Source organism: Chryseobacterium sp. IHB B 17019, assembly GCF_001456155.1.
GTDB lineage: Bacteria > Bacteroidota > Bacteroidia > Flavobacteriales > Weeksellaceae > Chryseobacterium.
Genome location: NZ_CP013293.1, coordinates 104538 through 129987, shown reverse-complemented (window position 1 = coordinate 129987; position 25450 = coordinate 104538). Strand labels below are relative to the sequence as shown.

Annotated in this window: 21 protein-coding genes and 9 tRNA genes; 5 read left to right on the top strand and 25 right to left on the bottom strand. The window is 34.8% G+C overall.

Annotation, left to right across the window (positions count from 1 at the left end; translation table 11 throughout):
- Positions 1-36 precede the first annotated feature (36 nt).
- From ATE47_RS00645 to ATE47_RS00575, 17 genes are all read right to left on the bottom strand, one after another.
- A tRNA-Trp gene (locus ATE47_RS00645) sits at positions 37-110 on the bottom strand.
- 8 nt (positions 111-118) lie between these two features.
- Positions 119-191, bottom strand: a tRNA-Gln gene (locus tag ATE47_RS00640).
- 75 nt (positions 192-266) lie between these two features.
- Positions 267-339 (bottom strand) — tRNA-Glu (locus ATE47_RS00635).
- A gap of 29 nt (positions 340-368) precedes the next feature.
- Positions 369-515, bottom strand: a complete 147-nt coding sequence (locus ATE47_RS19120) for a hypothetical protein (protein WP_185097112.1) — start codon at positions 513-515, stop codon at positions 369-371.
- Between the two features lie 163 nt (positions 516-678).
- Positions 679-760, bottom strand: a tRNA-Cys gene (locus tag ATE47_RS18985).
- 298 nt (positions 761-1058) lie between these two features.
- A tRNA-Asn gene (locus ATE47_RS00630) sits at positions 1059-1130 on the bottom strand.
- Between the two features lie 101 nt (positions 1131-1231).
- Positions 1232-1303: transfer RNA gene (locus tag ATE47_RS18980), tRNA-Pro, on the bottom strand.
- A 233-nt stretch (positions 1304-1536) separates the two neighbouring features.
- Positions 1537-1609, bottom strand: a tRNA-Arg gene (locus ATE47_RS00625).
- Positions 1610-1706: 97 nt separating this feature from the next.
- A tRNA-Lys gene (locus tag ATE47_RS00620) sits at positions 1707-1780 on the bottom strand.
- Between the two features lie 73 nt (positions 1781-1853).
- A tRNA-His gene (locus ATE47_RS00615) sits at positions 1854-1926 on the bottom strand.
- Between the two features lie 866 nt (positions 1927-2792).
- Positions 2793-3812, bottom strand: coding sequence for a tetratricopeptide repeat protein (locus ATE47_RS00605; protein WP_062160144.1), 1020 nt, complete (start codon positions 3810-3812; stop codon positions 2793-2795).
- A complete protein-coding gene (locus ATE47_RS00600) occupies positions 3805-5520 on the bottom strand; it encodes a hypothetical protein (protein WP_062160143.1) in 1716 nt (571 codons plus the stop codon). Before ATE47_RS00600 ends, ATE47_RS00605 begins: the two co-directional genes overlap by 8 nt.
- A complete protein-coding gene (locus ATE47_RS00595; RefSeq protein WP_062160142.1) occupies positions 5510-7906 on the bottom strand; it encodes a hypothetical protein in 2397 nt (798 codons plus the stop codon). The genes ATE47_RS00600 and ATE47_RS00595 overlap by 11 nt, the downstream gene beginning before the upstream one ends.
- Positions 7897-8640 carry a hypothetical protein gene (locus ATE47_RS00590; protein WP_062160141.1) on the bottom strand — a complete coding sequence of 248 codons (744 nt, stop codon included), beginning with the start codon at positions 8638-8640 and terminating at the stop codon, positions 7897-7899. Before ATE47_RS00590 ends, ATE47_RS00595 begins: the two co-directional genes overlap by 10 nt.
- The gene (locus tag ATE47_RS00585) at positions 8613-9746 is read right to left on the bottom strand and encodes an AAA family ATPase (RefSeq protein ID WP_062160140.1); all 1134 of its coding nucleotides are present in this window, start codon (positions 9744-9746) and stop codon (positions 8613-8615) included. The genes ATE47_RS00590 and ATE47_RS00585 overlap by 28 nt, the downstream gene beginning before the upstream one ends.
- A gap of 10 nt (positions 9747-9756) precedes the next feature.
- On the bottom strand, positions 9757-10338 hold the full coding sequence (locus ATE47_RS00580; RefSeq protein WP_062160139.1) for a DUF4919 domain-containing protein: 582 nt from the start codon (positions 10336-10338) through the stop codon (positions 9757-9759).
- Complete coding sequence (locus tag ATE47_RS00575) at positions 10313-10981, bottom strand: hypothetical protein (RefSeq protein WP_228376297.1); 669 nt, start codon at positions 10979-10981, stop codon at positions 10313-10315. Before ATE47_RS00575 ends, ATE47_RS00580 begins: the two co-directional genes overlap by 26 nt.
- A gap of 326 nt (positions 10982-11307) precedes the next feature.
- Here ATE47_RS00575 and deoD point away from each other — a divergent pair, with 326 nt between their 5' ends.
- Positions 11308-12018, top strand: a complete 711-nt coding sequence (gene deoD / locus ATE47_RS00570; RefSeq protein WP_062163389.1) for a purine-nucleoside phosphorylase — start codon at positions 11308-11310, stop codon at positions 12016-12018.
- Between the two features lie 57 nt (positions 12019-12075).
- On the opposite strand, the gene ATE47_RS00565 is transcribed toward deoD, so the two are convergent.
- Positions 12076-12726 carry a hypothetical protein gene (locus ATE47_RS00565; RefSeq protein WP_062160138.1) on the bottom strand — a complete coding sequence of 217 codons (651 nt, stop codon included), beginning with the start codon at positions 12724-12726 and terminating at the stop codon, positions 12076-12078.
- 560 nt (positions 12727-13286) lie between these two features.
- Between ATE47_RS00565 and ATE47_RS00555 the strand changes: the two genes are divergently transcribed.
- Entirely contained in the window at positions 13287-13901 is a 615-nt protein-coding gene (locus ATE47_RS00555) for a LuxR C-terminal-related transcriptional regulator (protein ID WP_062160136.1), read from the top strand.
- A gap of 18 nt (positions 13902-13919) precedes the next feature.
- On the opposite strand, the gene ATE47_RS00550 is transcribed toward ATE47_RS00555, so the two are convergent.
- From ATE47_RS00550 to map, 7 genes are all read right to left on the bottom strand, one after another.
- On the bottom strand, positions 13920-14975 hold the full coding sequence (locus tag ATE47_RS00550; protein WP_062160135.1) for a hypothetical protein: 1056 nt from the start codon (positions 14973-14975) through the stop codon (positions 13920-13922).
- Positions 14976-14985: 10 nt separating this feature from the next.
- Positions 14986-16020, bottom strand: coding sequence for a hypothetical protein (locus tag ATE47_RS00545; RefSeq protein ID WP_082632446.1), 1035 nt, complete (start codon positions 16018-16020; stop codon positions 14986-14988).
- Between the two features lie 10 nt (positions 16021-16030).
- Positions 16031-17089: a hypothetical protein gene (locus ATE47_RS00540; RefSeq protein ID WP_062160133.1), complete on the bottom strand. Its 1059-nt coding sequence runs from the start codon at positions 17087-17089 to the stop codon at positions 16031-16033.
- 214 nt (positions 17090-17303) lie between these two features.
- A complete protein-coding gene (locus ATE47_RS00535) occupies positions 17304-17636 on the bottom strand; it encodes a DUF6150 family protein (protein WP_062160132.1) in 333 nt (110 codons plus the stop codon).
- 154 nt (positions 17637-17790) lie between these two features.
- The gene (locus tag ATE47_RS00530) at positions 17791-20763 is read right to left on the bottom strand and encodes a VIT domain-containing protein (protein WP_062160131.1); all 2973 of its coding nucleotides are present in this window, start codon (positions 20761-20763) and stop codon (positions 17791-17793) included.
- 110 nt (positions 20764-20873) lie between these two features.
- Positions 20874-21251 carry a hypothetical protein gene (locus tag ATE47_RS00525; protein ID WP_062160130.1) on the bottom strand — a complete coding sequence of 126 codons (378 nt, stop codon included), beginning with the start codon at positions 21249-21251 and terminating at the stop codon, positions 20874-20876.
- Between the two features lie 112 nt (positions 21252-21363).
- A complete protein-coding gene (gene map, locus ATE47_RS00520; RefSeq protein ID WP_062160129.1) occupies positions 21364-22128 on the bottom strand; it encodes a type I methionyl aminopeptidase in 765 nt (254 codons plus the stop codon).
- A 268-nt stretch (positions 22129-22396) separates the two neighbouring features.
- Between map and ATE47_RS00515 the strand changes: the two genes are divergently transcribed.
- From ATE47_RS00515 to ATE47_RS00505, 3 genes are all read left to right on the top strand, one after another.
- On the top strand, positions 22397-23620 hold the full coding sequence (locus ATE47_RS00515; RefSeq protein WP_062160128.1) for a site-specific integrase: 1224 nt from the start codon (positions 22397-22399) through the stop codon (positions 23618-23620).
- A 13-nt stretch (positions 23621-23633) separates the two neighbouring features.
- Entirely contained in the window at positions 23634-24791 is a 1158-nt protein-coding gene (locus ATE47_RS00510; RefSeq protein ID WP_185097111.1) for a hypothetical protein, read from the top strand.
- A 114-nt stretch (positions 24792-24905) separates the two neighbouring features.
- Positions 24906-25235, top strand: a complete 330-nt coding sequence (locus ATE47_RS00505; RefSeq protein ID WP_062160126.1) for a hypothetical protein — start codon at positions 24906-24908, stop codon at positions 25233-25235.
- Positions 25236-25450: the final 215 nt, after the last annotated feature.

Below are 25450 nucleotides of genomic sequence, written 5' to 3'. Positions count from 1 at the left end.
AATCGTCAATTTTTAATTATTGACCATCCATTTTTCTGCATTCCGAACTGGATTTGAACCAATTACCATCAGTTTTGGAGACTGAGATGCTGCCATTACACTATCGAAGCAATTTTTGTTGATTCATCAGGACTCGAACCTAAACAACAAGAGTCAAAGTCTTATGTGCTGACCAATTACACTATGAATCAGTTTTTTGAGTTATGAGTTATAAATTATGAGTTTTGAGTATTACCCATTGCACATCACTAATTACTTATATTCTGTACTCTATAAGGGAATCGAACCCTTATTTTCTGCTCGAAAGGCAGGCGTCCTGAACCGTTAGACGAATAGAGCAATTAAAACAAACTGACTAGGAATCGAACCTAAACAACAAGAGTACATTTCCTGCATGCTGCCATTACATTATCAGCGGTTTTTGTGGAAGTAATAGGTTCGAACCTATTCAGCAATAAAGCAACAGATTTACAGTCTGCCCCGACTCTCCAACTTCGGCGTACTTCCCTTTTCATGAGTAACAAGTAATGGTAATGAGTAATTTTTCCAATTAACTTTTAACTCTAAATTTTGTGAAGAAAAACAAAGCTTGTCATTATTTTTTTAGTTTGATATAAGAACTTCTACGCTCGACAAACTTTTATTTTTCTTCGGAACTAATCTCATTTTAGTTATTTGAGATGGTTATGGGATTCAAACCCACTCAGTTTTCACAACGGTTTTGCAGACCGCCCCGACTCTTCCACTTCGGCGAACCATCGTTTTTATAAGTAATCAGCAATTAGTAATGAGTAATTTTTTAAACTATTTCTAACCTCTAATTTCTAATCTTAAAAAATAAAGCCTGTCTTAATTTTTGTTTGATATAAGAACTTCTGCGCTTTTGACAAGCTTTATTTACCTAAAAATTTATATTATGTTAACCCTCCATCTTTCACCCCTATAGTTTTTGAGTCAAGAAAAAGCCTGTCTATATTATATCGTGTTTTTGGCTTAAAGATCTTCTGCTCTCGACAAACTTTTTCTTTTCTCTTTGAAACAATTAACATTAGTTATTGCGATTCCAGAAAGATTCGAACTTTCAACTATTGGCTTAACAGGCCAACGCTCTACCATTGAGCTACGAAATCGTTTTTAATTTATGAATTGTCAATATTATTCGCCTCACTGTCAATTTTTTTTAAAAATTCACTTGTGAAACAAAATTCACTATTAACCATTCACTTTTTCGTCTGGAAAGCAAGATTCGAACTTGCGACCTCCCGCGTCCAAGACGGGTAAACAACCACCGTTATCTTTCCAGTTTTCAGATCCACTTCAATTCTTCTCCGAGAGACAGTCGGGTCAGAAATCTCCGTGAATCATTGCGGTCTATGCGAGAATCGAACTCGCAGTGCCCAAGAGACAGTCGGACAGGTTAGCCATTACCTCAATAGACCATTTTTGCGGAGAGCAAAGGAATTGAACCTTCACTACTGTCTTAGAACTCATTAGCAGTAAGCCACAACAAACCAATATTTGCCTACCCTCCTTTTGTGACCTCGACAGGACTCGAACCTGTAACCCTGGGTTTAGAAAACCCATGCTCTATCCATTGTGCTACGAAATCATTGAAATGTGAATGATCAGCTGTCAATCGTTTTGCCTGTCAATTTTTGTTAGTTCACTTGTGAAACAAATTCACTATTGACCATTCACATCACGTGTAATCCCAGAAAGAATCGAACTTTCAACCCCCGGTTTAAAAGACCGGTGCTCTAACCAATTGAGCTATGAGATTGTTTTTAATATTGTGAATGGTTAATTCACTTGTGAAATAAAATTCACTACTGACCATTCACTTTAATAACTTTGGGTCTCTCCGGGGATCGAACCCTATTCTCCGGTGCCACAAACCGGCGCTTTACCAAATAAGCTAAAGAAACCATAAAAAAAGCACCTCTTTTCGGGAGGTGCTTTATATTTTTTGACGTGTCACTACATTAGCAGACCCGTTTATATAAACACCTTTCATCCATAAATTCACTATCAAAAATACATACGCATCCTTTCGGCTCTTGTCCGTGTAGTCTTGAATACTGATTAGATATGTTATGTAATTGTTTCATTTTATTCTTGTTTATAAAAATTGTTTTTTTTTGAAAAGATTGAATCGTGTTGCTTTCAATTTTCGGTTGCAAAGTAAATAGGATTTTTTTGAACTCACAAATTTATTTTTCAATTAAGTATTTGAAAATCAAATAATTATATTTAAATTTTAAAATAGGAAATTCCTGTCCGTAATATTTTACAGATGTCTTAATTACCTAAATGACTGTCTCTCATCGGGTTACTTATCACGCTTTATTTTCTTATTAATTGTTCATTGTTGATTAAATAATTTTCACTTTTATGGTTATTTTTTTTCATTCTAAATAATTTCTGCCTTAAAAACACAAAAAACGCCCCGGCTATCGAGGCGTTTCTGCAGTATTTTGATTAATTTTTTACGAGTTTACAGTAAATAATTTCCAAAGCAAGCACATTTCGCCTCATTCCATATCATACATTCATAGCCAAACGATCCCTTTAGTAGAGGTCGATCGCATGGATTTAAACTGATATGTGCTCTTTGTGTTGTCATTATTTTTTCTGAGGCAAAGATAAATGTTTTTATTAAAAGTTTGTTATTTGTCATTGCGAACAGACGGAGGTCTGCGAGCATAGTTCAGAAGCATCGAAGCAATCTTAATGAAAAAGTGAGCTTTAATTTAATACAGATTGCTTCACCTTCGGTTCGCAATGACGGAAAATCAATTCCTAAACATCCGGTTTCTGCCCGTTTTATACCTCGAAATATCTTTCAAAATCACCTCATCATTAGGATTGAAATGCTTTAATTCATTCACAATCTCAGAATGGGTGGCTACTTTCTCGGCAATAATTTCGTAGGCAATATTTCTGATCGTTGACTGTAATTTTTCATCTTTTTTAAATTCATACTTCATTGCTTCCAGATAAGTAAGCTTTTTTTCCTCGGGAGTTTTCTGATACAATTCCAGAATTTCCTGATCAAGTTTTTTAACCTCAAAAATATTAGCAAAATAATTATTCAGACAATTAAAAGCATCCTTATCTTCTTCCCAGCCTTTCAATAAAATCTTCTGAGCCTCCTCGGGTAATTCCATCTTTTTACGATAAATTAGAGAGCCTTTCACCATTTGATTATTGCTTACATAATCGTCCACAACCATCTGATAGTAAGTATTTGCATTTTTTGCATCGTTGATTTCTCTATACAAATCCCCTACTTTTTCTTTTTGCTCAAGTTCTTTATAAAGGTCAATTGCTTTTCTGTACTGTTTTGCTTTTTCATAACAATTGGCCGCTTCTGACTTATTTTTTAATTTTTTAAGATAAATCACAGCTGCTTCATTATAAAAGCTTCCTTCTTCCAATGTTTTTGCACCACGATAATTGTCCCGAAGAAGATTCATGTAGACTCTTGCTGCTTTTTTATAATCTTTCTCGTCGATATATTTTTGGGCAAGCTCTTCATATTTACTCCTGATTCTGTCGAAAAGTGAATTTTCCACATAAAAACTTCCGCCTCCTGCTCCATGTCTTCCACCAGAATTCCGTTCTTTTTCTTTGTCTTCCAAGCGGGTAAGGACAATAAAAATGATAAAAGCAATAATGATAAAAATCACCAAAGTCCCTACCACACTCCAAAAACTCTGATGAAACAGCTGCGCCAAAATCCCGATCACCTTAATGATCACTAGGATAAAAAATGCCGCCATGAATTTATCTATAAACTTCTGCCTATTCATCTTTGTCTGATTTTAAAATGGTTTTGTCTTCGCTGAAAAGGCGGTAAAGCAGCAGTACAACACAGACAATGAGAATCCATACAAACCAGTTGTAGCCGAACATTTCGATTAACGGATAGAAAATATACGCCAACATCGCAACCAATATAATAATAAGAAAAATTTTAATTCCGTTGGGAACATTGTTGCCTCCGATGTTTAAAGATTTTCTTTTTACTATAAAAGAATACAGCCCTACAACTCCAGTCATGAAAATTATCAACCAAATAATTTCCGAGAAAGAAATAGTATGCTTTGAGTACGGTTCTTCCTTTTCAAATGTTTCGGCCTTTTTTGATGTATTAGGATCAATCGGCGTTTCCGGATATTCTTTTGTTCCGTAAAGACGACCCAGAGAATCTTCAATCAAAACCTGTTTCTTTTTCCAGATCTTTTTTACAATTCCCTGGTCGGCAGGTTTCCCTGAACTAATTTTTTTAAGGGAATCTGTAATTTTTTTCTTGTACTTTTCTTCGCTTTGCGCTAAATATTTTACAATTTTTTTGCTGTAAACAGTTTTCAAAGAATCTGTCGCGGTCACTACTTTATTTTCTATTGAATCAGCTTCTTTGGAAATTTTTTCAATAGGTCTTCCTCCATTTTTCAGGTATTCTTGATAAGAATTTTCTTTCTTATAATCATGCTGCATTAGATTTGCAATCATATGCTCGTTCATCAATTCACGTCTTTTTACACCGTACATCGAATCAATCTTCATATCAATATTAGTAACCCCAGATTGGTAAGCCACAACAGGATTCATCATATTTTTATCTGCTTCAGAAACTTTTCCTGATGAAACAATCGGAGCCGCCTGTCCGGGCTCATCCTTACTCACGTGCATAAAAAATCTGAACAAGGCAATGGCAATCAAAAACACCCAAAATACCCAACGGTATTTTTCAGAATAGGTGGAACTGCCCCCATCTGAATTACTGCCGAACAATTTTCCAAGCCATGTTTTTTCCAAAAATTTAAACTTCCTAAAACCATCGCCTCTGGAAGTTCCCATAATATCAAGAGGAACACCTAATTCTACTGCCCGGTCGGGATATTTTTCAATATAATTTAAATATTTTTCAATTTCTTTTTTGTTTCCTTTCATCACTTTTTGCAGGTCGAAAGGGAGGTTTTTCATCCACTCTTCTTCCGTTTTCGGCGTTTGAAGAGCTTCTAGAATCTTCTCATCATCCATTTCTACAGTGTAGCTTTTAATTTCCTGAGGAATTTTTACACCATTTAATGGTTTTTGAAGTTTGTCTTCCGCCTGTTTTGGATTTTGAATTAATGAGATCCAGTCGATTTCCTCATTTAATTTAACTAAACCAAAATCAGGATGCATGATCAAGAATTCAGCATCAATATTTTGCCAGTCTTCCGGATTGATTTTAGGATAAAAAGTTGTGTTTTCAGGAATGAAAAATTTACTATCAACACATTGAAAATAAGAATTTTTTCCAATCTCGTTAGGAGCAATGTCTTGGAAAATTAAAAAACAGCCATACAGAATATTCGATTTATTTGATGGAATCGGAAAAGACTGAACTTCATTTAAATTTATGCCTAAAATTTCCATCTCATAAAGCCATGTCAAAGGAGAGGAACCCTTTATTAAAAGTCCTTTTTTAGGATAATTGTTTTTCGGAAAAGGTTTTATTCTAAGCTCCATATTCCCAGATTTGATCTATAAATCTTTCCAGACATTCATTATACATATCCTCCAATTTTCTCACCTTTAATAGTGTATTTTGAGGTAAATAATATTCTGAACCTCCAAATTCCGTGTTCGTTGCCAATGCCAAAAATCCGTAATCCGTCGATGGAATATAAAATTCCGGAATGTTTTTATTACTGCTTTTAAAAGTCAGCATTCCCCGAGAATCTGTTATAATTTCGCTTCCGTCTGAAAAAGTAAACCGGTTTTTATTCTGTTCAGCATAAATTCTTAATTGATGCCTGTTTCTGTATAACGTTATTGAATTATCGTATAATTTATTTAATTCATTATTCGAAATCACCAGATTTTTTTCTGTATTGATTCCAATATTGCTGAAATTATTTAAAATCTTAATTCCGCTGTTAGATAATTTTTTAATTTCAGCTTCGACTTTCAAAGTGTTTTTATCCAACTCTTTTTCGTTTACAAATATTTCTTCCAAATAAATATTTCCATCAATATTTATCTTACAGCTATAAGGAATGTCATTTTGATGAAGATAAAAGCTTTTATCAAAATATACCAATTTATGGTTGATTGGAATATTTTTCCCGGTCAAATTCAACTCAGAATATTCTTTTGTATTTAAATTTAATTTAGAAATTAATTTTTTATCCGGCTGATACTGACATAAAATAAATTCCTGCTGTTTATTTCTTGCCAAAGCAAATTGCCCTTTCGGTTTTACGGAAATATCTTCAATCAAAACTTCACAGCCGTGATGAATTTTATAATAATCGTAATAGTTTTTATTGTAATAATTATCTGACAAATAAGTCCTTAACAACTGTTTTTTATTGCTTAAAATAAAAAATTCGCCTTCATATAAAAAAGTTGCTATTTTATTAGCAGGTACAGGAAACAAAATTGGATAATTCAAAGGAACATCCGCTTTTTTTCCGCCTGTAGAAGCATTACCTTCTCTTCTCTGTCGTCGCTCCGGCGGATTCGCCCACAATTCCTGTAACGGAAGCACGATTTTCTGGATATGTTTTCTCGTTCCTTTATGATGCTTGTAAAAGTTCAGTTCGCCATCTGCGGAAGTTGTCACCAGAAATTTCAGCCTGTCTCTGTTTTCATGAACGACTTTCTGAACCTTTTGATTAATCAGATTTTCATGATGGGTAATGAAAAAAACTTCAAGGTCTTTTTCTGTATGTTCTTCATTAAAAAACTTTTCCAACGCCTGAGAAACTTCCAAAACAGGACTCACCTGATTCAGGTTTTCTATAACTTCTTCTACTTTATTTAGGGAAATCGGGATGTTGGTTTGCCCCAACGCAAAAACTTTGCATTCTGAATGTGCTTTCGGATGTTTGATCACCGCAATCGCCGAGGCAAACGCCAAAACCTTCGGAGTTCCCCAGTTTTTCAGGGAAGTATCAATTAAAATAACTCTCTCAAAAATGTTTTCCTCCGGCGGAATTTCCCGCTGAATATACAAAGCTTCATTGTTCGCAATACGGCTCATGAAAACCTCATCTTCATTGGCAAATTCCGATAAAAGCATTCGCGGCAATTCTCCTTTATTGGTCATATCGGAAATCCCTCCAATCGGCTGTTCACCGGGAGAAAGATGTCGCATCGGGATTTTCAGACCGCTCCAGATTCTTTTGATTAAGCTTCCGATCTGGAAAGTTTTTGGCTCTTCAATTAATTCCTGAATGAAGTCTTTGTCGGTTTCTACGGTAGTTTCTTCCTGTACAACTTCATCTTCAAGCTCAGGAATTTCCGCAACGCCCTTCATGGCTTCGATGATGGATTCTGTGGTAGGAAATTTTTTCTGAAGAAGTGCTAAAGATTTAATATCATTATTGACAACCGAGAATATTAATTCCTTTTTTTCAGCAGATCCTGAAATTCTATAGGGTCTTTTCTCAAATACTCTTATAATTAATTCTGAATTACCTGCAGAAAGAATGTTATGGGTATTTTTAAAAATTGTTTTTAAAAGGATAATTTTATTCTGTCCTTTTTTGAACGAATTACCCAGCCGATTTAAATTTTCTAAAAAATTGATAGCAAGATCAATCTCCTTACTTTTATCTACTTTAAAGGATTTGCTTTGTTTTTTTAAATAATAAAAAATGCCATCCATATTCAAATATCCATCCTGAACAGCGTACAAAACAAGAAGTAGCGAACCAAAAGACGGAAATCCCTGATCTTTCAACTCCTTCAAAACCTCGATTACATAAGGCCTGTAAGCAATTGCTCCTACATTCGGGATTGAAATAAGGTTGTTTTCATTATAACCGGTAGCATCAGGAACATCCTCATCAGTTGTCCACTCCCAGAAATAATTTTCGTATGATTGGAAATATTCGGTTAATTCCATTCTTTTGTTTTTTCAGTGAGACGAAACGAACTTAGGGACAGTTTTCGGAAATCATTTTTATTAATAGGCAAAACACTTCCATCTTCATTCCATAAAAGCCATTGATCCTGATCTGCATTATATTTTCTCTGTAATAAAGAACTTAAATTTTTAAACTCAAAATCGAAACCTGTCGGCAAAAGATGTCCGTTTTTCGTCCAAAAAGTTTTTCCAGGAAGGCTCAACAATGGATTTCCTAAAAATAATGCTTTATCATTAATAACAATCCAATCCAATTTTTCAAGTTTGAATTTTGGTAAAGCAATAATTATCTCTTTAATTTCAGCTATTGGACTTAATAAGGCGATTGCGGGCTGCTCTTCCTCGCTTGGTCTTAATTTTACTTCAATTTTTTCATCAATTCCAAAAAAATTCTGGTTTGATGGAGGAAAAGTTAATCGCAATGCTTTATCAATCGAAGTCCAAAGCAAAGCTGTTCTCACTTTTTTACTTGGAACCAAGGCATCTTTCCGAAACAAAAGCTCTTCCCTTAGTTCGTATATTAAAAAATTGGGCAGCTGCTGAATTTCCGGTGAAACAGCCTGTTCATCGGTAAGACCTTTCAGCCAGATGACATCATTTTCCAATGCGACCTGTACATTTTTCCAGTCGCGGATTGATCCTAAAAAATCTTCATCCGCACGGGGAAGTTCCGCCCAAAATTCTTTTATACGCTCTGAAGAATCTTTTGCCATAGACTTTCAATTTCTTGTTGGATGTATTGTTTTTGTTCAGGATTTTTGATCCAGTCGCAACGCGTTTGAAGGTATCTTAATTTATCTTTAATTACATTTTGTTCTTCAAAACTCAAGGTTTCGTTGTTCCATTTTTCCACAAGAATTTTCACGTCTTTCATGACTTCTTCCGGATTTGGGGTTTTGTTTTGTAAGGCTTGTGGATGAGATTTCGGGTTCTCATCTTTTTCAATGGTTCTGTTGATGATTCCTTCAAGAATTTCGATCTGTTCTTCGGTATCCCAAATATGTTTCAGCACCCATAAATCAGATAAAATCGCTTCATTTCTTCCGCAAATCAAAGCACTTGCCGCAATCAGATTCTGGAGTTTTACGGCTCTACGGTCGGAAATTGCAATTCCTGTGTTTCTGAGATTGATAATTGTATTTAAATATACTTCGTAAATCGGTTTTAAATCTATTGTTTTACATAAATTCTGCAGTTCCCTGATCTCATCTGAAAGAATTTCGGGAATTTCGGTTTCCGTGTTATTTTCCAGTTTTCTTCCTGCTAAAAGTACCTGTTGCAACAACTCAGGGTTTACATAATCTACATTGATTCTGATCAGAAAACGGTCGAACAGAGCATTCAATGCTTCATCTTCGGGAAGAATGTTGCTCGCTCCCACGAACATCAATGCGGGAAGGTGTTTTGTTTCCTTTCCTCTTTTAAAAATCTTTTCGTTTAAAGCCATTAAAAGGGAGTTCAGAATCGCGGAATTGGCATTGAAAATCTCATCGAGAAACACCATTGACGCTTCCGGCATCATGCCTTCCGTATTGGTTAAAAGCTCTCCTTCTTTCAGCTTTCTGATATCAAAAGGCCCGAAAATCTCATTTGGTTCCGTGAAACGCGTTAAAAGATATTCGAAATTTTTGCCGTCTTTTACGGTTTTTGCCAACGTTCTTACAATAGCAGATTTTGCCGTTCCCGGAGGACCGTACAAAAATGCGTTTTCCCTGGCCAGTAAACAGATTCCTAATAAATCAACGACATCACTTTTTCCTACGAAAGTATCTTTGACGTAAGTAAGTGCTATATTTAATTTTTCTATATTTTGGTTCATTAATTAAGTTTTAAAATTTCCACCATTTCTTCTTTTTTGGTTTTTCGCCTTCATTATTTTCATCTTCTTCATTTCTTTTTTTAAATGAGAAGGCAATTCTCTGATAAGGATCTGTAATATCAAAATACAGCTCTGATCCATCATTGAGCGTAAGAACATCCATCACTTTATCTCCATTATTGATGAGTCTTTGTCTTATATCCTGTTTATTCAAATGATACCTTATCAAATCTCTTTCATCCGAAACTCTTGTAACGACATAAGGTGAACCTTTTGTTCCGTCACCTGTTTTTTCAATGCATTCAAAAATAATCTGGGCGATCATCATCTCAATATTCATCCCTTTTTCATCGCCTAATTCTTTATATGCAAAAAATTTATAGATATGAACACCGGGACTTAATAAGATATTGACGTTCACATATTTTATAACTTCCTCAAACTTACCTTCATCCAACAGATCCTGTACATTTCCAGTATCTTTTGAATAAGGATCATAATCAGGATCATTTATCACAAGTTCTCTGCATTTGAGGAAATTTTCTTTTGTAGGGTCAGTTAAAAAATCAAATACTTTCTCGTATGTTTCCATTATCTTTGGTTATTATTTTCAATTCTTTCCAGAAAATATCTTTGTGTAGCCCGAATTCTGCGATCAATAAGTGATTGATATATGGGATTTCAGCCAATGAATAGGCCTTCTTTTCTACAATTCTTTCAAGATATAATTTTCGGTATGTTTTATTTTTTAATTCTTCTTCCCAATTAATTTTTGGCAGATCCATATCAAACCCAACCGCCGAATAATGAAATTGTTGCAGTATATTTTCCAACATTTTGACCAATGTATCTTCCGGATCGGCATTCTGTAAAGCGGAGATTATTTGTGGTAAAAACCTTAATGACAAATCCGCCGATAAAATGGAAGAAATATCTCTTTTACCTTTAAATTCGGGAATTAATTTTTGTAAATCTTTCGCCGTATTTTCTCTTATTAAATATAACTGCGCACTGTGATACAGAATTTTCGCCGCCCAAACTGCTGTTTCTTTGTCACAGTTGATTTGGTCTGATAAAAATTCCAGTCGTTCTTTTTCGAATTCGGATTCAAAATAATCAGCAGCGTCCTGTTCTTCTTTTTTGGAGATTTCCTGGAGATCCGTGAAAATTGTAATGCATTCATCTTTCCGAAGCAGAAACAAAGTATCTAAAAATGGGGATTTGGTTTCCATCATCTAACAAAAATAAAAATATTATTTGTGAATTATGAATTTTGCCAGCAAGTCAATTGATAATTAACAAACAATGTATCAATTCAAACTTTCAGGGGTATTGAAATCTATCGGTTTTGATAGCCCTGATTGAAGCGGCATCCTTTTTTGTTGCGGCCCGAGCAACGAGAAGGCCATAACAAAAAAGATATAGCGGAAAGCAGGAAACAGCTCCTAAAAATAAATGATAAATAATGAGTAAATAAGTAATTGACATAGCTTTAGAATCCGCGCTCAGCGTTAATTTATCAATGAAAAAGTTATTATCTTTGCTTTTTGAAATAAAAATTATGAGTATTCACATTAGTGCAAATAAGGGAGAAATTGCTAAAGTTTTGTTGATGCCGGGAGATCCGCTTCGTGCACAGTTTATTGCTGAAAAATTTCTTGAAAATGCAGAATTGGTAAGTAAAACGAGAGGAATTTTCTATTATACAGGCCTGTACAAGGGCAAAGAAATCACTGTGGGAGCCAGTGGAATGGGGTTTCCGAGTATCGGGATCTATTCTTTCGAATTGTTCACGGAATATGAGGTTGAAACGATTATAAGAATCGGGACTTGTGGCGCTTACAGTACTGATCTTCAGCTTTTTGATATTTTAAATGTTGAAAATGCAGCCAGTGAAAGCAGTTACGCAAAATATGCCTGGGAAATTGAGGACGAAATTCTTTCTCATCAGGGGAATATTTTTAACACAATCAACCAAACAGCTGAAGAACTTTCATTAAAAACAAAGGCAATCAATGTACACAGCAGTGACATTTTCTACAGAAAAGATCCGGCTGTTCCTGCTATTGCAACGAAATATAATTGTCCGGCTGTTGAAATGGAGGCTTTTGGATTATTCGCCAATGCTCAACATTTAGGAAAAAACGCAGCAACGGTTCTTACAGTAACCGATATTATTCCGACTCACGAAAAAATTTCCGCGGATCAAAGGGAAAGAGCCCTGAAACCCATGATGGAACTGGCTTTGGAAGCTGCTTGGAAGAGTTTGTAATTGCAAAGTGAATAATTAAAAATACAAAAAAGAGCTTTACATTTATTTGTGAAGCTCTTATTCGTTTATAAAGGTTTCGAGAAAACCTATCAATTGTTGCCCGTTCTGACTCCAACGGATTCCGTGGCCGTTCTTTTCCCTGGCTTCAAATACTAATCCGTGTTTGTAATGATAGAATACGTTCCACCAGGTTTTATTGTCCAGGATGTAATGAATTTTTTCCATTACTTTCCCCTGTTTTTGTTGATTATTTCCTTTTACCTCGCCCCAAAACCGGTCATCCATTCTTCCGACATGTTTTTCCCAAGCTCTTTGTGCTGTGGTCACCTCATCGTTAAAAGGTTTTTGACAAGCTTCAATCAACAAAGATTTCAAAGGCGGAATTGCATTTTCATCGCGAATGCTTGCGGAGGTTAATCTTTGTCCTAAAATATTCAGCCAATGTTCAAAAGGGATTTCTTCCAATTGTTTTGCTTTAACCTCATCAGAATCAGTATTTTCAAAAACAGAAATAAATTTTTTGAAGCTTTCATTGCGATCAATTTTTATTTCTTCATTAAAAAATGGTAAGTCTAAATTTAGGGTCTGATTTTTATATTCCTGAATATTTTTATTTAAACTTTTCAGGTGTTCTTCTGCTAAAATTGCGTGGTATTTTTCTTTCCAATCGTTTGAAAATAGGGATATGTGCTGTTCAAATGGAGACATGCTTTAACAGAGGTTTATCGTAAAATTTGATTCAAATATAAATTTTTAAGAGATAATTTTCGGCAACATTAAAAAATTTTTACCAATGTTTTTGATGGGGGCTGTGACAATGATCAACAATAATTTGAAGTTTGAGGCACTTGCAGGTGTTTTTTTCCGGAAATAATCTCCAAGACTTATTTGAAATCCTGATAATTTTAGGTTAAAGATGGTTAATATACTTCTCATCAGTTTTTCTCCTGAAAATTTTTTAAAGAGAAAAATAACATACAAAATGTTATAAAAACAAAAATTAATACAAGTAAAATTACATTTTTATAGAATAAAATATTCAACAATACAATTTAAATCATAATTTTGTGAAAATTAATACCGTACCGGATTCATGAAATCAATTTACCTGTCACAATTGATATTTCTCTGCAACAGTGCAAAAAACGGCATCATAGAAAAGAGCAATACTGATATACATTATGGAAAAAATAAACTGGGATTGAAACCCGGAATCACTTTTCAGAAAAATATCTTGTTAAAAATCCATTATCAAAAATATTGATTATATGAAAAAAAATATACTTATTGCTGATGATCATCATATTATAAGAATTGGCGCTTCCACCATACTGGAAAGAAAATTCCCTAATACCTTCATAGATCACGCCGAAACTTACAGTGAAATCAAACAAAAAATCCTGACAGAAAAGTTTGATCTGCTGATTCTTAATGTTGAGCTTCCGGGAAGTATTTTTAAACCGATGATTAAGGAGTTGAAAACTCTTTCCGAAGGACTCCTGATCCTTGTTTTCTCTTCACATAAGGACAGTACTGCGATACAATATTTTGATGAGGGAGCGAATGGTTTTCTCCATAGATCCAGCACTGCTGAGACTTTGGTAGCCGCCGTACAGTCTGTACTAGCGACCGGAATTTATTATTCCCAGGGGATACTCAATCAATTAATTGAGAAAAATAATAAAAAAAGTCCCGAGGATCTCCTATCTGAAAGAGAATTACAAGTTTTTATGCTTTTGGCTAAAGGGAACGGAAACTTGGAAATAGCAAATATCCTTAATATTCAGGAATCTACAGTCGGGACTTATAAAAGAAGAATCTACAGCAAACTAAATATCAACAACCTCGTCGATCTTCTTGAAATTTATCATACTTTACATTAATTCTATTAAATCAAAATTTTATTGTCCTAAATACACAAAGTAATTCGCATTCAGGGCAGTTGGTGTAATATTTACGGGAGTATTACTTCCTCCTGACGGCACACTGTATGTATGAAGATGGGCTGTGAAACTTGTTGATTTGGAATAATTGGAACCTCCAACAAAACTTCCAGACAACCAATAATCGTGAACGTTATTTCCACCACCATTTTGAGCGTTAGTTCTGATCCTGTCAAAGGTCATTGTATGAGTATGGGCTCCTGTGGAATTGGTGGTATATGTAAAATTGAACAAAGGAAGATTGGCTCTGACAAGGGTAACTGTATTGTTTCCCGTAAAACTTCCCGGAGTAGAAGCTGTACCCATAGAATAACGTCCGGCCGCATCCGGCAACGTGGTGGTAATCCCTAGCACGCTTGTAGCATTGTTCTGCGCGGCAGCAGGTAATGTAGTGATATCCCGCCCGTTAAGAAGATACCATCCGTCGTGATCCGTTGTCATAAAAGAAGGTTTCACGTCTCCTACATCAAAATATTCAGTATCAAGTACAAGAACTCCCTGTGCATCAGAAAGTACGTTTCCTGCATTATTTAAAGCTTGAACTCTTACTTCTCCGTTTACATCTAATGCTTGTGTAGGAGCAGCTGTAAGTATCCCGATCATAGAAGAAGTACCTGAAATATAGAACAGATTAGGTCCGATGTTCAGAGATTTACCATCCATAGTCATCTGTCTTTCCGAGGTAAGAACTCCATCAACGGTATAGACGATATTATTACTATTGATGATATTCTCAAGAAGTGGTTTCCAGCTTCCGGATTGGTAATACCAGAATCCTTTTCTGTTGATGGTAACACCGTCATTGGTTAAAGAATATACCAATTCAGAGTCATCCGGATTTTGAATATTTTGAATCTGAGTGGCTGTTCCTCTGGGAATCAATACTCCGTTTTTTCCTGAAACTACATCCAGTACGGCATTGGGAGAATTTGTCCCGATTCCTATTAATCCTTTTTGTGCGCTTAAAGAAGAGTATATTAATAAAAATAGTGAAGTAACAATTATTTTTTTCATGCTTTCCTGTTTATTGTCCCAAGTAAATAAAGTAAGTATATGTGATGCTTTCCGGAATGATGCTGAATGGTGTTCCGGTTCCTCCTGAAGTAATATTTCCTGAATGTATATGAGCTCCCGCAGAAGCCACTGTAATAGTTGCTGTTGCTGAGGCCGTACCTCTTCCCGCTCTTACTATAAATGCATTTCCTGCTGCGTTAGGAGTCAAATTGAATCCCGTGGCTATCATTGTATGGGTTTGGTCTGCTGATGTAGAAGTAGTTCCTGTCATATTATAGTTCGGAAGGTTTGCCCTGATAAGCGTAACATTCGAAGCACCTCCCGAAGCTAAAGTAGCTCCCTGCCTCATAAGAAGATTACTGGCATTGATAAGATTTCCGGTAATTCCTAATGTAGCGGCTCTGGCCTGTGCTGTTGCAGACAATGTATTTACTGCTCTTCCATCCAATTTGTACCAGCCATTATGATCCGTAGAACGCAGAGATTCTTTTACCGTTCCATAAGGTACTTTCGGACCTAATGCTAAGGTTCCGTCTGCTAAAGAAACTACATTTCCCGCAGATAAGTTTCTGACACGTGTATTTCCGTTAACATCCAAAGTGTGCTGTGGTGTATTGTTTCCAAGACCAACTCTTTGAGCAGTTGAAAGTATCGTTAATTTATCTGAATCAAAAGACAGATTATTTCCACTCATTGTTACGGTACGGTTGGAGGTCAGTGTTCCGTTTCCATTATATAGGTCAATATTAGGTTGTACAGTTGCCCCGAAAGGTTTCCATGTAGTTCCGTCATAATACCAAAATCCCTGACTTTTGATCGTAGCTCCATCATTTGTTGTGGAGTAAATAAGCTCTCCTAATTCCGGATTACTGATTGCTTCAGCCTGAAGCGCAGCCAATCTCGGGATTAAAACCCCCTGTGTGGTTGAAGTAATATCTAATGCAGCCTTTGGTGCAGATGTACCAACTCCTATTTGCGCTTTCAGATTCATTACTGAAAAAAGACACAATAGCAAAGTGATTTTTATTGTAGTTCTGGTTTGCATAAGATTTTTATTAAGTTCCTAAATAAATAAAATAATTAACCTGTATATAATTCGGTGCTAAAGGAATAGCTGTTGCTGTTCCTCCCGTAGGTATAGTAACCGTATGAGCATGAGCCCCATCCGCATTTGAAGTATACGTCTGGCTTGCAGATATTGACCCTACCGCTGCTCCACCCGCTAGCTGATCAGAGTTTGCTGTTCCTGCCGGATCCTGAACAATATCGGTAGCTCGTAAAACAGTAAATCCCGGACTTACTAATGCGTGGTTGTGGTTTACAGATGATGTATTACCTGATAAAGTGAAAGCAGGCATATTTGCTTGTGTCAGCACTACGCTTCCAGCTCCGGTTGTTGCTCCCGGTGTACCTTGCTTCATGTATTTATTAGCAGCATTGGGAAGAGTTCCCGTAATTCCTAAACTTGCAGCTCTTGACTGAACATTTGCGGGTAAAGTAGTTAATGTTCTTCCGTTAAGCAGATACCATCCGCCATGGTCGGTTGTAAGAGAAGAATAACGCATATCTCCATAACGGTACACTGAGGAAGCGTCCGTGGTTAATGTTCCGTCAGTTGTTGTAAAAACATTTCCCTGTGATAAACTTCTTACTCTCATTCCACCGTTTACATCGAGTTTCTGAGTAGGTGTGGAAGTCATAACTCCAATATTTCCCGTCGGATCTCCGGAAATTAAGACCTTATCCGGACCTATATTTAGGTTGTGGTTGTCAAGGCCTACAATTCTGTTTCCAGCAAGAGTACCATCGGAATTATAAATATTGACTCCGCCAGAGCTGGTTGCCACCACCGGTCTCCATGTCGTCCCGTCATAGAACCAAAATCCTATCAAATTAACCGTAGTTCCCGTATTGGTAGTACTGAAAACGAGCTCTCCTTCGGTTGCAGAAGTAATCTGCTCTATTTGCGAGGCTGTCATCCTGGGAATGAGAATTCCGCTTTTGTCTGATACGATATCCAGTGCGGCTTGAGGGTTGGGAGTATTAATCCCCGTTTGGCTGAAAGTTTTAATGCCTATAAGTAGTAAGCACGAAAACAAAACTTTTTTTTTCATATAATCAATTGATTTAACAATAGATATAATTACTATGTTTTACATGGTAAAAATATTACTTTAATCATCCGATTATGTCTACAGAACTGTCATAATATTTGTACATTCTTGTAAATAAAAGCGTACAATATCAATTCTTATTTTTGTTAAAAATTTACTATTTTATAAGGGTTTAAATTAAAATATTTAACAAATAATTAATTAAAAGATAAAATTAATACATCAATTGTTTCTTATCATCTTTAGACCATCCGGCCTGGCTTTCATACTTCACGAAAAATATTTTCAGATCTGCCTGACTTTCATACTCTACAAAGAATATTTTTTTCTTGGCCTGACTTTCGTATTGCGTAAAAAACCACTTCCCGTTGTTGTCTCCGGACTGGCTTTCATATTCAACTTTATATACTTTAAGGTCTGCCTGGCTTTCATATTGCGTTACAAAAACTTTTACATCTGCCTGACTTGCATATTGTACCGAAAAAACTTTTTGGGCATTCATCTGTACCCCGAAAAATACTAAGAAAAGAATCAATAGCTGTTTCATTGTGCTTTACATTAATTAAAATAAAAGATACGAAATTCACGGTTACATATAAATAAAAAGCGCCCACATTTCTGCAAGCGCCAAACTCAATCTTCATTATAAACCACACTTAATTAACATTCACATTCAAAAATTATATACATGAAAAGCTTCATTAAAATTCAAATTCACCTATCAGAATCCCGTCACTTTTTTCTCCGTTTTCTTTCTGATTCTGAAACACAACGGTTTTTCTTTCCTGTTTGCCTGTCGCATAATTGATATAAACTTCCGCCATAATTGCTGTAGGACCCGCAATTCCTACTTGTCTTTCCCCAAAGAAATTAGTCTGGATCTGATATTTTCCTTTGATCGCCTTTTTCAATAGAAACTGTTCCGGGCCAAAACCTCTTGTGAAATCATCACTGAGCCTGCCTCCAATTTCCGTTTCTTTGTGAGAATACATGCAGCGTTCCTTGTTCGGGTCCGTTACCCAAAGGTCAATATCGGTATCATCCTTGTTCCAGTTGATCACCACTCTGATGTTCACCGGAAGGTCTGCAATGATTTTCGGATTGATATTTTTTAAATTTAACCTGTTCCCGTAATTGCTCACCAACTGATTGATTTCCATGATGATAATTTCTTCAATTCCGTTATCACGATCTGCCAGTTCTTTAGTATAAGACTGTGTCAAAACTTTATATAAATTGTCTAAAGCCTCCTGATACTGCTGATTATCTTCCAGAGCCAGCGCATAATCACGGTAGCTTTGAGGATCAAAAGGTCTCCATTCCAGAACTTTTTGAGAGGCAAAAAGCTCTTTGTCGTACACCTCAGCCTGTTTCAATTTGTAGGCTAATAATTTATACAATTCTTCATCTTCAATATCAAGGTCGGCAATAGAGCTCAAGACTTTCAATCCTAATTTCTTATCATTATTTTTAAGCAACAATTGAGAAACATCAAAATAATATTGAGGAAGATTTTCATAGTTTTTTCTTGTTTTAAGATAAACCTGATACATCATTTCCGGGTTTTTGGCTTCATTAAAGAACTTCATATACTCCGCTTTGGATGCGATATCGATCATATTGATTCGGCCCGGATTGATAATATCCTCTATTTTTTCACTCTCAGATCTTCCTTTGATTTCAACCCCGGCAACACGACCTGAAAGTGCTTGAACCGCAAATGTAGATGATCTTTTACTCACTGACGCTATTCCTCTTACCCTGACTTCCTGAATGTCAGATTCTCTACTCGAATCTGCAACATTTCTTCTTTCCTGCGAAGCGTATCCCACTACAACAACCTCTTCAAGTCTTTGCACAACTGCTGAATCGGCCACTTTTTTTGGTTTTGGATAACTTTTTTGTTTTTCGTAATCTTTATTCCACCAATCTTTAAGGTTTTTTGTCATTCTTTCGGCATCATCCATTAAATCTTTTACCCTTTCGTCTTTTTGAGCCTGTTTGTTTTTAACAATTTCATTAAACTGTCCCATCAATTCCGCAGGCGGGGTAATGTCGTATCGCACATAATCCTGTACATTTTCCAATACCATCAGGCTCATATTATTGCTCACTAAGCCAAACTGTCTGCTCAAGTTTTTGATTTCAACCTTATTTTGTTTTTCGAAAATTTCCAGCTCGTTCAGTTTTTTTTGAGCCCAGAATTGCGATATTTCCCAATCTTTTACGGCCTGCTCATTAATGTTTAAAGTAATCGTTTTCGTTTCCGTCACTTCATTTCCATATCCGAATTTTACTTTGATTTGAGTTTGATTCCCATCTAAAATCCCTGCTAAAGTAAAGTCCTGAGAAATTGTCTGCGGCAAAGACGGATACACTTCCGAAAGTGAAGAATTTCCTTCAATTCCCAGATATTTTAAAGGCTGGAATAACAGTTTTTTTACTTCTTTTTTAGGATCATTTTCATTTAAGTTTAAAAATTCCCCTCCTGTTTTGCTGCTGATAAATTTTAACTGGTTAAAATTCACATTATTTGATGAAGAAATCGTGTAAGTCGGCTGATCCCATTCCAATTTCAGGTTCCCGAAAGAAGACAAACCGTCTGTGAAAAATAAAACTTCATCTTCCTTTAAACGTTTTAGTTGCCCGAAATCTGTTCCTCCATCGTAAGTTGTCTGTAATAAATAGGCTTTTAGTTCAGTCCAGTTTCCGTCATTGATTTTAAAAGTTTTTCCTTCATCAAAGGTATTGCTGATAAAATACGTTCTGATGGTCAGATTTTTATTGGTTTTAAAATATTCTTCAAGCAAAATCAATTCTTTTATATGATCACGCTTTGAACCGCTCAAAGAATTGTCCCAGACAATTGCTAATCTGTTCGGAAGTTTTTTTGCCCTCTCATTCGGATTAATATTTACACCAGCCAAAAAGTAAGATGAGTTACCTGCAGCTTTCTGTATGAGAACATTTTGACTCTCATTATTTTGAGGGAAATTTATTTTTAAATTGTTTCCGGGCTTATATTTCGTTTTATGCGTTTCCGCGACCCAAATATTTCCTTTTTTTATAAAATCGAAGCTTCCGTCCGGCTTTTCTTCCAGCTGGGGCGAATCTGCATTCTGGAAAACCATTGTTTTTATAGTAAATTCCGGAATTTCAGATGAATAATTTAACGGTAAAAAATATTGATAATTATTCCCTGATTTTTTTAATTCGTAATGATAAGTAATCTGCACGGTTCTCTCGCCACCATTGGCATTGATAGGATAAACCGTCGTCCGGAAATTGTTTCCTTCTACTTTTTCTAAAACTCCGGGATCTACATTTCGTTTTTTTATGGTCTCATAAACTTCTTTGGCCTTTTCTTTTTCCACGGGAACAGCATTTCTAAGTTTTCCGTTGATATCCAAAGCATAGCCACTTGCATTAACGCCTTCCGGAAGAGGAAAAGTGACCCTTCCCTGCCTCAACCGGTTTGAATTGTTTTTAAAAACCATGGTTACAACATTGGTAGAAATCCTGCCTGTAATTTTGGTTTCGATGGCCAGTTTTTGAAGAACAACGTCATTATTTTTCTTAAATCCTCCCTTTCCGTCCGGAATCTCAATCGTCGGAATCTGTGCAAGACACAAAACGGGAAAAAATAGCAGTAATTTTATATATAAGTTTCTCATAAATACTTTTTTTTGCTTTAGCAGCTGTTTGTATTTATAAAGATGCAGGAATCGGTAACCGAGTTGGAAAGTTTTTGAAAATATTTAATATATAATTAATTATCAGCAACTTAAATTAAAAATAAAAAAAAACACCCGCATTTCTGCAAGTGTCTATAATAATCAATTATAATATGTTTAAAAAAAATTAACTTACGGGTATAAAGTGCTTTTGTAAGTAAAAACAGTTCATCCTTATACTCTTCTGAATGTCTTCGACAAGCTCCTGCAAAACATTTTTGGATAAATCTGTGACATCGCATATCATGATATCCCCTGATCTGCTTTCTTTTATCAACAGTTCTTTTCCTTCCTGAGTATGTTTTATTTTCATATCCTATCACCGTACATTTTGGCAGTTTTACCTGCTTTTCTGCCGTAGATCTGGGAAAATCTTTACTTATAAAAATTAATTTTCCATTCTTGTTTTGATAATCAAATATTTTCATAATGGGAACAATTAAATATTATCAATCAAACTGTTGTTTGTGTTCTATTTTATAAAGTTACTAAAATTTTTCAATAAAAAGTATTTCTGGGAACTTTTTGTGCTAAGTAAAATTAATTTAAGATGTTATTCATTTGTGTTAAAACAATTGGTTTTCCATCAGTTACCACAATTGTATGCTCATGTTGAGCCATGTAACCGCCTTTATTTCCAACCATTGTCCAGCCATCATTAAGTTCAACCGCAAGACTTGAAGACGTCGAAATAAAAGTTTCAATCGCCACAACAGAATTTTTCTTGAACCGCCTGGAATCATAACGGTTTTTATAATTAAATAATTCGTCAGGCTGTTCATGAAGGCTTCGCCCGACACCGTGGCCTGCAAGGTTTTTAATTACTTTAAATCCTCTTTTCTTAGCCTCCGTTTCCATAAGGAATCCTATATCCGCTATTTTTACGCCTCCTTTTATATTATTGATTGCTTTTTGTAAAATATCTTTGGAAGCCTCAACCAATTTCCTGTGCTGATGAATATCTTCCCCGATAACAAATGAACCTCCATTATCCGCCCAATATCCATTGAGCTCAGCAGAAACGTCAATATTAATAAGGTCTCCTTCCTTCAAAACCCTTTTATCCGTAGGTATCCCGTGACAGAATTCATTATCGACGCTTATGCACGTCCAGCCCGGAAAGCCATAAGTGAGGTAAGGAGCAGATTTTGCCCCAAAATCAGAAAGTATTTTAGCCCCAAATTCATCAATATCTTTTGTGGTCATACCGGGTTGAGCATAATTAATCATCTCCTTTAAAGTATATGCTACAGCCTCACTTACCTTCTGCATTCCGATTAATTCTTGTTCATTAGTTATTGACATAGTATTTGTTTTTCAGGCATAAAGTTACGGAAATAAACTTTTTTGGTATAAAACAAAAGACACTCACGTTGTGTGAGTGTCTTTTTGTGGTCCCACCTGGGCTCGAACCAGGGACCACCTGATTATGAGTAAGGAGTCAGGGTATTTACTTCTGTATACTTTTATTCACAATAATACTGTTTTACAAATATTTACAATAATATTTCATTTTAAATTTTGACTTATTTTTACTATTTTTGACCTTCAACCTTGACCTTTAACTTGACCTATGGCAACAACACAACTAATGCTCCGAAATAAATCTAAAGCAGACGGAAGCCTTCCAATTGTTTTTAAAGTATACTTAGGCAACAAATCTAAAATTATCACTACTCCGTTTTCTGTACAAGAGAACCAATGGGATACCAAAAACAAGAAAGTGAAATCTAATCATGGCAAAGCTCGTGAAATTAATGAATCTTTGAAAAGACTAGACACCCGTCTTAATGAAGCTATCGTAGAACTGGAATCCGAAGAGCTTGATTATAATTTAGACGACATTGATGCAAAGTTTAGAGCGCAATCCGCAGGCAACAAAATAAAATCTATTTCTGTGAAAGATTTTTTTCAACAGAGAATTGATGCATTAAACGAGCTTAGTAAATTCGGATATGCCAAAACAATTAAAGAATCCATGCAATCGTTATTCAAATTTGAAAAAAATATGGACTTAAGATTTAAGGATATTGATTTTGAATTTTTAGTGAAATATGAAAATTTTTTAGCAAAATCTTGTAGCAATACAACTATTAGAATCAGAATGACCGATTTAAGAACATTATTTAATCTTGCTATAAGGTCGGGTTATGCAAGAAAAGAAGATTATCCGTTCGGAAGCTACAGTATTCAGAAAAGATTGAAAATGCAGTCTCGCAAAATAGCATTGAGCGAAGGACAGTTTTCAATGTTAAAAATGTTTGATTGTGGAAGTTTTCCCAAATACACTAATACTTACAAAATGTTTTTATTTTCTTACTACGTTGGCGGTATGAATTTTAAAGACATGGCATTCTTAGAATGGGATGATATAAAAGGTAACCGTCTGTACTATACCAGAAGTAAAACAGGTCGGGATTTCAATGTTCCTTTGAGGTCAGAAGCATTGGAAATATTGGAATATTACAGAAATTACTTAAAACCAGAAGAAGTAAAATATATCTTTCCTGTTATCTTAAAAAACAAACTTTCTGATAAGCAATTGTACGGAAGGTATAGAAGGTGTTTAAAAATCTTTAACTCTGATTTGAAATTCATAGCAGAACAAACGGAAATTGATGAAGATATAACCAGTTATGTAGGGAGACATACTTTTGCCACTCACTTAAAATTTAATAATGTTTCTGCGGATGTAATTAGTCAAGTAATGGGACACTCTTCTGTTTCCGTTACTAATTCGTACCTGAAAGATTTTGAGGATGGCATTATTGATGATGCTTTTAGTAAATTAATATAAAATTTTTCTCCACTTGAAAAACATAAGTACATACGACATAAAATCTTACAATAGAATAATGTGTGAGATTGGAATAGGGGGATTGGATGGCATTAAAAATCTGATTGAGCAAAATTTATATTTAGAATACGGATATATTAAGGATTTTATCCCTCAGCAATATAATTTAAGATACCAAAATCTAAATGATAAGGGAAAGATCATTGTCATTAACGATATCATCAAGGAGCTTAATTATGAAAGTAAAATAATTGGAAAACGTGATGATTTTGAAGATTTTAATTGGAAAGGATCTTTATCTGAGGAATTTCCACATATTTTTAATAATTCTGCCGATGATATAGAGAAAAAAGTGAATGACTGGCATTTTGATATATCATTATATGATATAGCTCCTTTTTCTTATAGCCTTTCCGATAATGATTTAATGGTAAATTGTTACGGATTACTCAAAAGTCTTGTTGACGATTTAGAAATTGACCCCATTGGTAAAAATAAAATTTTCAAAGATATTATTAACCAATTGCAAGAATCTATTGAATATAATAGCCTGTTTTTAGATGCAAATACTACAAAAGATGATATTTATTTACTTACTGAAAAAATCACTTTGCTATATCAGCAAGTATTGACAATGATAAAAAATACATTTTCTCAATATCTCAATCTCTCAATTTTTGTAAATCTAGTACATTCTAATTCTACTCCACCCAATAATACAATCAAACAAACTGTTTTTGGAAAGAACTTTGATTTTATTGGGCAACTGCATGAAAACCTATGGACAAAAGGGTTTATTAACGAATCTTGTACTAAAGAAGTATTTTTACAGCATTTTTATATAGATATAATTCCATCAGAACCAATTATACTGATTGGTAAAACCCAATCTGATTTAGCACATTTGATTGATTCTCTAAGAGAGTTTTTCAAAGAAGATTATCAAGATAGTACATTTTTTAATAAGTTTTGGGCAGAAAGATTTCTGTTTTTAACTAATAGTAATAATCAGATTCCAAAAATTAAAGATAAAAATAGTATTAGCAGAATTATTAGTGAAGTAAAAACAGGCAATAGACAACCAACAAAAATTAACACAATTGCTGAAATTGTCGAAAATTTAAAAACTCATTCCGCAGTAATTCCACACAATCTTAACAAAAAGTTTTAAAACTCCTTTATACAGGGAGTTTTTATTTTTTGTGGAATAACCTATTCCTCAACTCTTCCTCAAAAATATACAGAAATTGCGATTGAATTTATATAACATAAAAAAGAAAATTATATGATAAAAATTGTAAATGAATTAAGAGAAATTCTAACGAACATTGCAAGAGAATTAAAAGAGCTGAAAGAAACAGTTAAAATGTCAACTATTCTTAATAAAGAAGTATTAGATGTATATGAAGCTGCGGTACTCACAGGATATAAGGTAAGTTATATACATAAACTTAGTAGTGCAGGAACAGATTTACCTATCTACTCATCTTCTGGCAATGGAAAGCTTTTCTTTAAAAGATTAGAATTGTTGGAATGGATGACAAAACACAAAAGAAACAATTTTACTGATTTCCAAAATAATGTAAATAAATATTTAGCAAGAAAAACAGCTTAATTATTGAAAACACAAAAATACAATAGACTTTGTTTTTAGTCTATTGTATTTTGACAGTTTGGCTAGATTGCGCATAATAATCTTGTTAATTATTCAGACAGTCGGATTTAGATCTCAAATAACAGTCTAAAAATCAACTAAAATTTTAAAACAACACAAACCCCTCAAAAAGTATAGCAAACAAGCTGTATGAGCTATCGCTATGCCCTTATTTT

Bases quoted from the DNA above. Each gene is read 5' to 3' on its own strand.
- ATE47_RS00540 (WP_062160133.1), bottom strand. From the start codon at position 17,089: ATGAAAAAAAAAGTTTTGTTTTCGTGCTTACTACTTATAGGCATTAAA.
- deoD (WP_062163389.1), top strand. From the start codon at position 11,308: ATGAGTATTCACATTAGTGCAAATAAGGGAGAAATTGCTAAAGTTTTG.
- ATE47_RS00565 (WP_062160138.1), bottom strand. From the start codon at position 12,726: ATGTCTCCATTTGAACAGCACATATCCCTATTTTCAAACGATTGGAAA.
- ATE47_RS00605 (WP_062160144.1), bottom strand. From the start codon at position 3,812: ATGAATAGGCAGAAGTTTATAGATAAATTCATGGCGGCATTTTTTATC.
- ATE47_RS00535 (WP_062160132.1), bottom strand. From the start codon at position 17,636: ATGAAACAGCTATTGATTCTTTTCTTAGTATTTTTCGGGGTACAGATG.
- ATE47_RS00575 (WP_228376297.1), bottom strand. From the start codon at position 10,981: ATGATGGAAACCAAATCCCCATTTTTAGATACTTTGTTTCTGCTTCGG.
- ATE47_RS00545 (WP_082632446.1), bottom strand. From the start codon at position 16,020: ATGCAAACCAGAACTACAATAAAAATCACTTTGCTATTGTGTCTTTTT.
- map (WP_062160129.1), bottom strand. From the start codon at position 22,128: ATGTCAATAACTAATGAACAAGAATTAATCGGAATGCAGAAGGTAAGT.
- ATE47_RS19120 (WP_185097112.1), bottom strand. From the start codon at position 515: ATGAAAAGGGAAGTACGCCGAAGTTGGAGAGTCGGGGCAGACTGTAAA.
- ATE47_RS00585 (WP_062160140.1), bottom strand. From the start codon at position 9,746: ATGAACCAAAATATAGAAAAATTAAATATAGCACTTACTTACGTCAAA.
- ATE47_RS00590 (WP_062160141.1), bottom strand. From the start codon at position 8,640: ATGGCAAAAGATTCTTCAGAGCGTATAAAAGAATTTTGGGCGGAACTT.
- ATE47_RS00555 (WP_062160136.1), top strand. From the start codon at position 13,287: ATGAAAAAAAATATACTTATTGCTGATGATCATCATATTATAAGAATT.
- ATE47_RS00595 (WP_062160142.1), bottom strand. From the start codon at position 7,906: ATGGAATTAACCGAATATTTCCAATCATACGAAAATTATTTCTGGGAG.
- ATE47_RS00600 (WP_062160143.1), bottom strand. From the start codon at position 5,520: ATGGAGCTTAGAATAAAACCTTTTCCGAAAAACAATTATCCTAAAAAA.
- ATE47_RS00515 (WP_062160128.1), top strand. From the start codon at position 22,397: ATGGCAACAACACAACTAATGCTCCGAAATAAATCTAAAGCAGACGGA.
- ATE47_RS00580 (WP_062160139.1), bottom strand. From the start codon at position 10,338: ATGGAAACATACGAGAAAGTATTTGATTTTTTAACTGACCCTACAAAA.
- ATE47_RS00505 (WP_062160126.1), top strand. From the start codon at position 24,906: ATGATAAAAATTGTAAATGAATTAAGAGAAATTCTAACGAACATTGCA.
- ATE47_RS00550 (WP_062160135.1), bottom strand. From the start codon at position 14,975: ATGAAAAAAATAATTGTTACTTCACTATTTTTATTAATATACTCTTCT.
- ATE47_RS00530 (WP_062160131.1), bottom strand. From the start codon at position 20,763: ATGAGAAACTTATATATAAAATTACTGCTATTTTTTCCCGTTTTGTGT.
- ATE47_RS00525 (WP_062160130.1), bottom strand. From the start codon at position 21,251: ATGAAAATATTTGATTATCAAAACAAGAATGGAAAATTAATTTTTATA.